General features: G+C 72.0%; 7 protein-coding genes and 1 pseudogene. 2 read left to right on the top strand and 6 right to left on the bottom strand.

The features are described from left to right. From eno to VIG79_RS04325, 4 genes and pseudogenes are all read right to left on the bottom strand, one after another. A pseudogene (eno, locus tag VIG79_RS04340) lies at positions 1-548 on the bottom strand (phosphopyruvate hydratase); the annotation flags it as partial. A gap of 80 nt (positions 549-628) precedes the next feature. Continuing rightward, on the bottom strand, positions 629-1627 hold the full coding sequence (locus VIG79_RS04335; RefSeq protein ID WP_331882590.1) for a MazG family protein: 999 nt from the start codon (positions 1625-1627) through the stop codon (positions 629-631). Next, entirely contained in the window at positions 1624-2244 is a 621-nt protein-coding gene (locus VIG79_RS04330) for a hypothetical protein (RefSeq protein ID WP_331882587.1), read from the bottom strand. Before VIG79_RS04330 ends, VIG79_RS04335 begins: the two co-directional genes overlap by 4 nt. A gap of 86 nt (positions 2245-2330) precedes the next feature. Next, complete coding sequence (locus VIG79_RS04325; protein ID WP_331882584.1) at positions 2331-2714, bottom strand: LPXTG cell wall anchor domain-containing protein; 384 nt, start codon at positions 2712-2714, stop codon at positions 2331-2333. A gap of 227 nt (positions 2715-2941) precedes the next feature. Here VIG79_RS04325 and VIG79_RS04320 point away from each other — a divergent pair, with 227 nt between their 5' ends. Then, positions 2942-3217, top strand: a complete 276-nt coding sequence (locus tag VIG79_RS04320) for a PqqD family protein (RefSeq protein WP_331882581.1) — start codon at positions 2942-2944, stop codon at positions 3215-3217. Further along, the gene (locus VIG79_RS04315) at positions 3214-4041 is read left to right on the top strand and encodes a hypothetical protein (protein WP_331882579.1); all 828 of its coding nucleotides are present in this window, start codon (positions 3214-3216) and stop codon (positions 4039-4041) included. Before VIG79_RS04320 ends, VIG79_RS04315 begins: the two co-directional genes overlap by 4 nt. Positions 4042-4048: 7 nt before the next feature. On the opposite strand, the gene VIG79_RS04310 is transcribed toward VIG79_RS04315, so the two are convergent. Both VIG79_RS04310 and mfd read right to left on the bottom strand, forming a co-directional pair. Then, entirely contained in the window at positions 4049-5236 is a 1188-nt protein-coding gene (locus VIG79_RS04310) for a nucleotidyltransferase family protein (protein ID WP_331882577.1), read from the bottom strand. Beyond that, positions 5233-7732, bottom strand: a 2500-nt coding sequence (gene mfd / locus VIG79_RS04305; RefSeq protein WP_331882574.1) for a transcription-repair coupling factor, incomplete at its 5' end; no start/stop codon positions are given. The genes VIG79_RS04310 and mfd, both read right to left, overlap by 4 nt.

Here is a 7732-nt window from a genome sequence, read left to right as displayed (position 1 = left end):
GCACCCCACCGCAGCGCCTCGCTGAACGAGGGCGCCCCGATCGGCGCGATCATGAACTCCTGGATGTCGACGTTGGAGTCGGCGTGCGAGCCGCCGTTGATGATGTTCATCATCGGCACCGGGAGGACGTGCGCGTTGGGTCCACCGACGTAGCGGAACAACGGCAGACCGGCCGAGTCGGCGGCCGCCCGGGCCACGGCGAGCGAGACACCGAGGATGGCGTTGGCGCCGAGGTTCTCCTTGTTGGCCGACGCGTCGAGCCGGATCATCTCCGCGTCGATGAGCCGCTGTTCGCTCGCGTCGAACCCGACCAGCCGCGGGTGAATGTCGTCGAGCACGGCGTCGACGGCGCCGGCGACGCCTTTGCCGAGGTAGCGCGCGTCGTCGCCGTCACGGCGCTCGGACGCCTCGAAGGCTCCGGTCGAGGCGCCCGACGGGACCGCGGCCCGGGCGATCGTCCCGTCGTCCAGGGCCACCTCGACCTCGACGGTGGGGTTGCCCCGCGAGTCGAGGATCTCGCGGGCTCCGACTGCCTCGATGCTGGCCACGTGGGCTCCTGTCTGAGGGTGGGTATCCGGGCAGCGACCACCGTCGCTCCCGGGGCGGACCTTGCGCGTCAGCGTAGTCGTCAGGCCGGTTCGGAGGGCGGACCGACCCGCTCCACGAGACCGCGCAGCGCACCGCGCAAGGCGGTGTCAGGGTCCACGCCGGCGGCGGTCAGCTCGGCCACGAGGGCCAGCAGCCGGGCGCCGGGTTCGTCGCCCCTGGCCGCCTCCGTGAGGAGGTCGCCGAGCCCGGCCCTGCGCAGTCGCGAGGCGACCTTCGTCGCGCGGGCGAGCGGCGGCATACCGGCCGGAACGCCGCGCAGGGGGTCCGAACCCACGGGGCCGTCCGCCGCCGCCACGGCCTGCTCGGCCGCCTTGATCGCCTCCCAGCTGGTCTCCACCTCGCCCGGTGTGGAAGCGGAACCGCCGGCGAAGACGTGCGGGTGCCGGCGCACCAGCTTGGCGACGATGCCCGCGGCGACGTCGTCGATGTCGAACGGCGCCTCGGGATCCTCCTCGGCCACCCGCGCATGGAAGGCGACCTGGAGGAGCACGTCACCCAGCTCCTCGACCATGTGGTCGCGGTCGCCGGACTCCAGCGCCTCGGCCGCCTCGTGCGCCTCCTCGACGAGGTAGGGCACCAGGCTGGTATGCGTCTGCGCCCGGTCCCAAGGGCAACCGCCGGGCGAGCGGAGCCGGTCCATCACGGCGACGAGGTCGAGCAGCCGTCCGCCGGGGACGTCGTGCGAACCCAGAAGCACTTCCACGTCGGGGGCCTGCGGCAACCGGGAGACCTCGCCCGCCACGACGTCGGTGAGGCCGGGGTCGCCGTCCGAGGAGACGACCCACACGACCTGGGCGCCCGCGGCGGCGCGAGTCACCAGGTCACGCCCGAGGAAGGTCGCGGGGCTGTCCGGCGGCACCACGACGGTCACGCCCGAGTCCCGTAGCGCCTCGACCTGCGGCTCGCCCTCGTGGCCGAGCACCACGTCGGCGCGGTCGAGGACCTGCCACGCCTCGCGCGTTAGCAGGCCGGTCCCGACCCGAGGACTGGTGAGCAGGAGGTACAGGCGACCCGTCACTGTCCGGTGGACGTGCCCGTCGGGCTGGGCGCCGGCTCCTGCGTGGGAGCGGGCGTCGTGGCGCCGTCACCCGGGGCCGCGGTCGGCTTGATCCAGTTGTCCTGCGACGTGAGGAACCCGCCGTTGGTGGGGTCCCACGTGCCGAACCGCGGGTCCAGCACGACATCGGCCTTCTTCAGCTGGTCGAGGATGGCGGTGACGTCGGTCTCGGTCAGCGGGCCCCCCTGAGCGAGGATGATCGAGGTCGCGATGAAGTCCTTGGTGGCCTGGGTCGCGTCCGGGACCTTCTGCACGGCGGCGTTGTAGCGAGCGTCCGGCGTCCAGCTGCCCGACGCCTTCACCTGGTTCAGGACGAAGGGCGCGAGGATCAGCACCCCCAGGGCCTGGTTCTCCTTGATCTTCTGGTCCGCGGTTGTCGCCAGGCCGGAGTTGAACTGGTTCGTCACCTCGGCGACCGTCGCGTCGGAGATCGCGGTGCCGTTCACGAAGGCCGCGGTACTGGCCTTGTCGAGCGTCGTGCAGCCGGTCAGCGCCAGGATCGCGGCGAGGACGGCCGCGGCGAGAGCGCTGGACCGCCCACGAGGGACACGTCGCCGCACCGAGAAGCCAACCGGCATCCGCATTCCTTTCGGGAGTCTGCTGTCGCCGGCCCATTGTGCCCTAGTCGGAGCACTGCTCTACGAGCCCGTCACCAGAGTGGACGTCAGCTCTCGTCGACGTCCTCGGCGAGGTCCGCGGCGGCCTCCGCACGGGCCCGCGCGCGCCGAGACGCCACGACCGCCGCCGACCCTGCGGCGATCGCACCGACCCCGACTGCCGCCAACGGGAAAGCCGAGTCCGCGCCGGTCTTCGGTAAGGACGAGGCTGCGACCGCGCTCTCGGCGCTCACCGCGCTCTCGGCGCTTGCGGCGCTGACGCCGCCTGTCGACGGTTGCACACGCGAGGGCGGCGCGGAGGCCGCCGACGCGCTGTCCATCGACACGACCTGGACGAGTGGTGCGACCCACAGGGTCCCGACGGCGACACCGGCGCCCTTGAGGGCCGTGCGACGCGCAATGGACGGTGAAGAGCCTGGACGCTCGGACATCTGTTGTTGACTTCCTCTGTCGTACGTTTCCCGCCGCCCCCCACAGACGACAGTGCACACGTTATGGTGCGGGCGCCGCGAAAGTCGCCGGTTCGGCGAACCCTCCGGTCAAATAGTCACATCGGGCCATCCCGGACCCTCGCGACCTCCTGCCGTGCCCGGCCCCGACGGCCCGCGACTACTACCGTGGTGACCGACAGCGCAGGCTCCGACTTCGAGAGGTACCCATGTCCGAGTCCGCCGGACGGCATGCGACCACGGTGCGCGAGCAGCCGCTCGGGGACGAGCTCTCGTTGTTCGACGCCGCGACTGGCCGGGCTCTCGCCCTGAACCGTACCGCTCGTGACGTCTGGTCCCTCGTCGACGGGGAGGCGACCTCGGAGCAGATCGTGGCCGCGCTGGCCACCGCGTACGCGGTCGAGCCGGAGGTCATCGCCGACGACGTCGCCCTCGCCCTGGGCGAGCTGCGTTCCGCCGGTGTGGTCGTCGACAGCGGCCCGTGAGCGAACTTCGGTTCAGAGGTGCCGGTGCGCGCGTCGACCTCGTCGCCTCGGACCTCCTCCCCTCAGGGGTGCGTGACCTCGTCCTTGACGTGTTGGCACCCCTGAAGGTCGCCGTCGACTCCGTATCCGCGGATGGTGTCGTCGACGTCACCGAGGTGGGTCAGGACGTCCTCGTCGACGGGACGGCCCTGCCCGCCGACGTCGACAAAGCGGCGGCGGTGGTGGTCGGTGCCGTGGATCGACGCCTGCTCGGGACCACACGGTGCCTGTGCCTCCACGCGGCGGTGCTCGGTGGCGAGCGCGGTGCGGCGATCGCGCCGGCCGCCTCGGGCGCCGGGAAGAGCACCCTGGTTGCAGCCGGCCTGCAGGCCGGTCTGCGGCTCGTCTCCGACGAGGCGGCCTGCCTCGACCCTGTCGACGACGTCCTCTGGCCACACCCGCGGCCCCTCGGACTGGACGGCAACAGTCGGCGCCTGCTCGGGCTCCCTTCGCCAGCGCACGGCCCGCCCGATAGCGAGCGGGCCACGGCCCCCGCCCTCCTGGGCCTCACCGCACCGGTCGCCAGGCCGGTTCCGGCGGCGGTGGTCGTCGTGCTCGAGCGAACGTCCTCCGAGATCCCCGGCGCGGTGGTGACGTCCCTCAGCCGCGGCCAGGGATGCGCGGTGCTCTTGGCCAACTGCCTGAACATCGGTCCAGGTCGGCCCTGGGCCCCCGAAGCCGCCTGGGCCCGTCTGACCGCTCTGGTGCAGACCCTCGACGTCGTCCGACTCCGGTACGACCGGCCGCAGGAGGCCGCCGCCGCCCTCGCCGAGCTGCTGGCCTGAGCCGCCGTCACGCCGGCTCACGACCGCGAAGCGGCGCTCCTTCACCAGTCGAGACGACGGCGTCGAAGAAGGCCTCCCTACCCTCCTGGCCGCCCGACGCGTACAGCCCCGAGCGCGGGTCGGAGGCGTTGTGGAGCACCTCAGGACCCAGCGGCTGACCGCCGCCCTGCCGCCGCCACCCCAGGACCTTCGATCCGACCGACAGGAGGCTTCGCAGGCCGTTACGTCGGCACGAGCGTGCGACGAGCCTGCTGGCCGACCCGGACTCGCCGACCAGCTCAGGCGGCCATCGCCGGTCGACCATCCGCGTGACCGTTGTCCATACCCCGCGTCGCGCGAGGGTCGGGCCAGAGGTCGGCTCGGGTCCCAGCGTCCGCCGCATCCGGCTCACCATCAGCGCCAAGCCGGGGCGTGCGCCCCACTCTCGCGCAGTCCGTGCCAGCGCGTCCGAGGTGAGGGCCGCGCCACCAGCGGCAAGTGCACCGCGCACGTCGGTCAACCACACCAGCCGATGGCCTCCCGACGCAGCGGCGTGAAGGGCTACGTGCACCGCGAAGTCCGCGGGCCCCAGCGTCCGGTAGTGCAGCTCCCCGTCGTTCACGCCCACGGACCGGCGCATCAGCGTGTCGACGGGCGGGGCCGGGTCGCCCTCCTTTCCGAAGGACCAGTGCAGGTCGAGCGCTCCCCCGGTCGGTCCCTCGAGCTTGAGCTCACCGACGCCCGCGGAGGACAGCAGGGGCCAGTTGGCGTCGAGCAGGGTCCAGCCGGCGGCCTCCAGGGCGGCGACGGCCTCACGCAGCTGGGACGGACGCACCAGCACGTCGAGGTCGACGTAGGACCGCAACAGCGGACCCGCGTAACAGGTGGCGACGAGTGCCGGCCCCTTGACGACGAGGACGTCGACGCCGGCGCCGCCGAGGGCGGAGACGACGAGCCGGAGGTCGTCGAGCGCCCGGAGGTGGCGGGCCTGGGCCTGGTGCACAACAGCGGTCAGCTCCGGGGTCGGTTCCGCGAGGCCCAGACGGGCGAAGCCGGCCACCCCGTGGAAGTCGGCGGCCCGGGCCAGAGCGTCCGCCGGTATGCCCGCGGGTGCGGTCTGGAGCGCGTGAACGGTCCCGTCGTTGCCGACGCTGCGCAGGACCTGCACGAGCCACGCCACGGACGCGGCCCAGTGCGGGTCCTGCTCGACGGTCATCGCGCGGCGGTCAGCGCGGCCGCGTTGCCGGCCGCGGCGATGTCCGCCAGGAACACGGCCCGGACGAGGTCGGACGCCCAGCGCAGCACCGCGTCGTCCCGCAGTGGCGTCCCGCCGACGCGGGCGGTCGTCGGCTGCGGGACCAGGATGGTCCCGAGCGCGTCCTTGACGATGGAGCCCGGGTAGAGCCGCTGCAGCCGCAGCTGCTGGCTCTCGCGCAGGTGGACCGGCCCGAACCGCACGGTGCGTCCTTGGACGGCGATGTCGCCGATCCCGGCCGAGCGGGCCACGGTGCGCAGCCGGGCGACCTCGAGCAGGTTCCGGACCGGCTCGGGCGGGGCGCCGTAGCGATCGCGCAGCTCCTCCTCGATCTCGGTGAGCTCCTGCTCGTCGATGACCGCGGCCAGCTTCTTGTAGGCCTCGAGCCGCAGTCGCTCGCCCGGCACGTAGTCGTGGGGCAGGTGCGCGTCGACCGGCAGCTCGATCTTGATCTCCTGGAGCTGGGTCTGACCCTCCCCCTTGAAATCCGCGACCGCCTCGCCGACCAGGCGTACGTAGAGGTCGAACCCGACTCCCTCGATGTGGCCGGACTGCTCGCCGCCGAGCAGGTTGCCCGCGCCGCGGATCTCGAGGTCCTTCATGGCCACCTGGATGCCGGCCCCGAGGTCGGTATGGCTGGCGATCGTCATCAGCCGGTCGTGGGCGGTCTCGGTCAGCGGCTTCTCCGGCGGGTACATGAAGTAGGCATATGCGCGCTCGCGCCCGCGTCCGACGCGGCCCCGCAGCTGGTGCAGCTGGCTCAGCCCGAGCACGTCGGCCCGGTCGACGACCAGGGTGTTGGCGTTGGAGATGTCGAGTCCGGTCTCGACGATGGTGGTACAGACGAGGACGTCGAACCGCTTCTCCCAGAAGTCGAGGACGACCTGTTCCAGCCGGTTCTCGCTCATCTGCCCGTGCGCAACGGCGATGCGCGCCTCGGGGATCAGCTCACGCAGCCGCGACGCGGCGCGCTCGATCGAGCTGACCTTGTTGTGGACGAAGAACACCTGGCCCTCGCGGAGCAGCTCGCGTCGGATGGCCGCGGTGACCTGCTTCTCCTCGTAGCCGCCGACGTAGGTGAGGACGGGGTGGCGTTCCTCGGGAGGCGTTGCCAGAGTGGACATCTCGCGGATCCCGGTGACGGCCATCTCCAGGGTGCGCGGGATCGGCGTGGCTGACATGGCGAGGACGTCGACCGCCGTGCGGAGCGTCTTCAGCTGCTCCTTGTGCTCGACGCCGAACCGCTGCTCCTCGTCGACCACGACGAGCCCGAGGTCCTTGAACCGGACCTCCGAGCCGAGCAGCCGGTGGGTACCGATGACGACGTCGACCCGGCCGTCGGCCAAGCCCTCGAGGACTTCGCGGGCCTCCTTGTCGGTCTGGAACCGGCTCAGCGCCTTGACGGTGACCGGGAACGGCGCATACCGCTCGGAGAAGGTGTTGTAGTGCTGGGTGACCAGCAGCGTCGTGGGTACCAGGATCGCGACCTGCTTGCCCTCCTGCACCGCCTTGAACGCCGCGCGCACCGCGATCTCGGTCTTGCCGTAGCCGACGTCGCCACAGATGAGGCGGTCCATCGGGACCTCCTTCTCCATGTCGGCCTTGACCTCGTCGATGGACGACAGCTGGTCGGGCGTCTCGACGTAGGCGAACGCGTCCTCCAGCTCGCGCTGCCAGGGCGTGTCCGGTCCGAACGCGTGACCCCTGGTGGCCATCCGGGCGCTGTAGAGCCGGATGAGATCCGCCGCGATCTGACGGACGTAGCGCCGGGCCCGGGCCTTGGTCTTGTGCCAGTCGGAGCCACCCAGCTTGTTCAGCGTCGGCGCCTCGCCCCCGACGTACTTGGTGACCTGGTCCAGCTGGTCCGTCGGCACGTAGAGGCGGTCGGCCGGCTGGCCCCGCTTCGACGAGGCGTACTCGATGACGAGGTACTCGCGGGTCGCGTTCTGGACGGTCCTCTGCACCATCTCCACGAACCGGCCCACGCCGTGCTGCTCGTGCACGACGTGGTCGCCTGGTCGCAGCTGCAGCGGGTCGACCTGGCCCCGCCGACGGGACGGCATCCGGCGCATGTCCTTCGTGCCCGCGGTGCCGGGCTGGCCGGTCAGGTCGGCCTCGGTCACGACGGCGAGCCGCTGGCGCGCATCCACGAAACCGCGGCCCAGCGACCCGGTTGTCACGTGCACGAGGCCCGTCGAGATGTCGTCGCCCAGCGGGGCGAGGGTCGCCGCGACGTCGTGCTCACCCAGGACCTCGTGGACGCGACGGGCCAGTCCGTGGCCGTCGGTGACGACGACGACCCGCCACTCGTCGGCGACCCAGGCCCTCAGCTGCGCGACGGCCGCCTCGGTGTCGCCCCGAAATGCCTCGACGTCGGTAGTGCCGAGGTCGATCCGCTCGACGAGGTCGTGGTCGTCGGGGTCCGCGAAGTCGGCGAGCTCCGCGTCGGTGGCGAAC

The organism is Lapillicoccus sp. (genome assembly GCF_036559105.1).
GTDB lineage: Bacteria > Actinomycetota > Actinomycetes > Actinomycetales > Dermatophilaceae > Lapillicoccus.
Note: the sequence above shows the minus strand (reverse complement) of the source record. Positions and strands in the feature narration are given on the sequence as shown.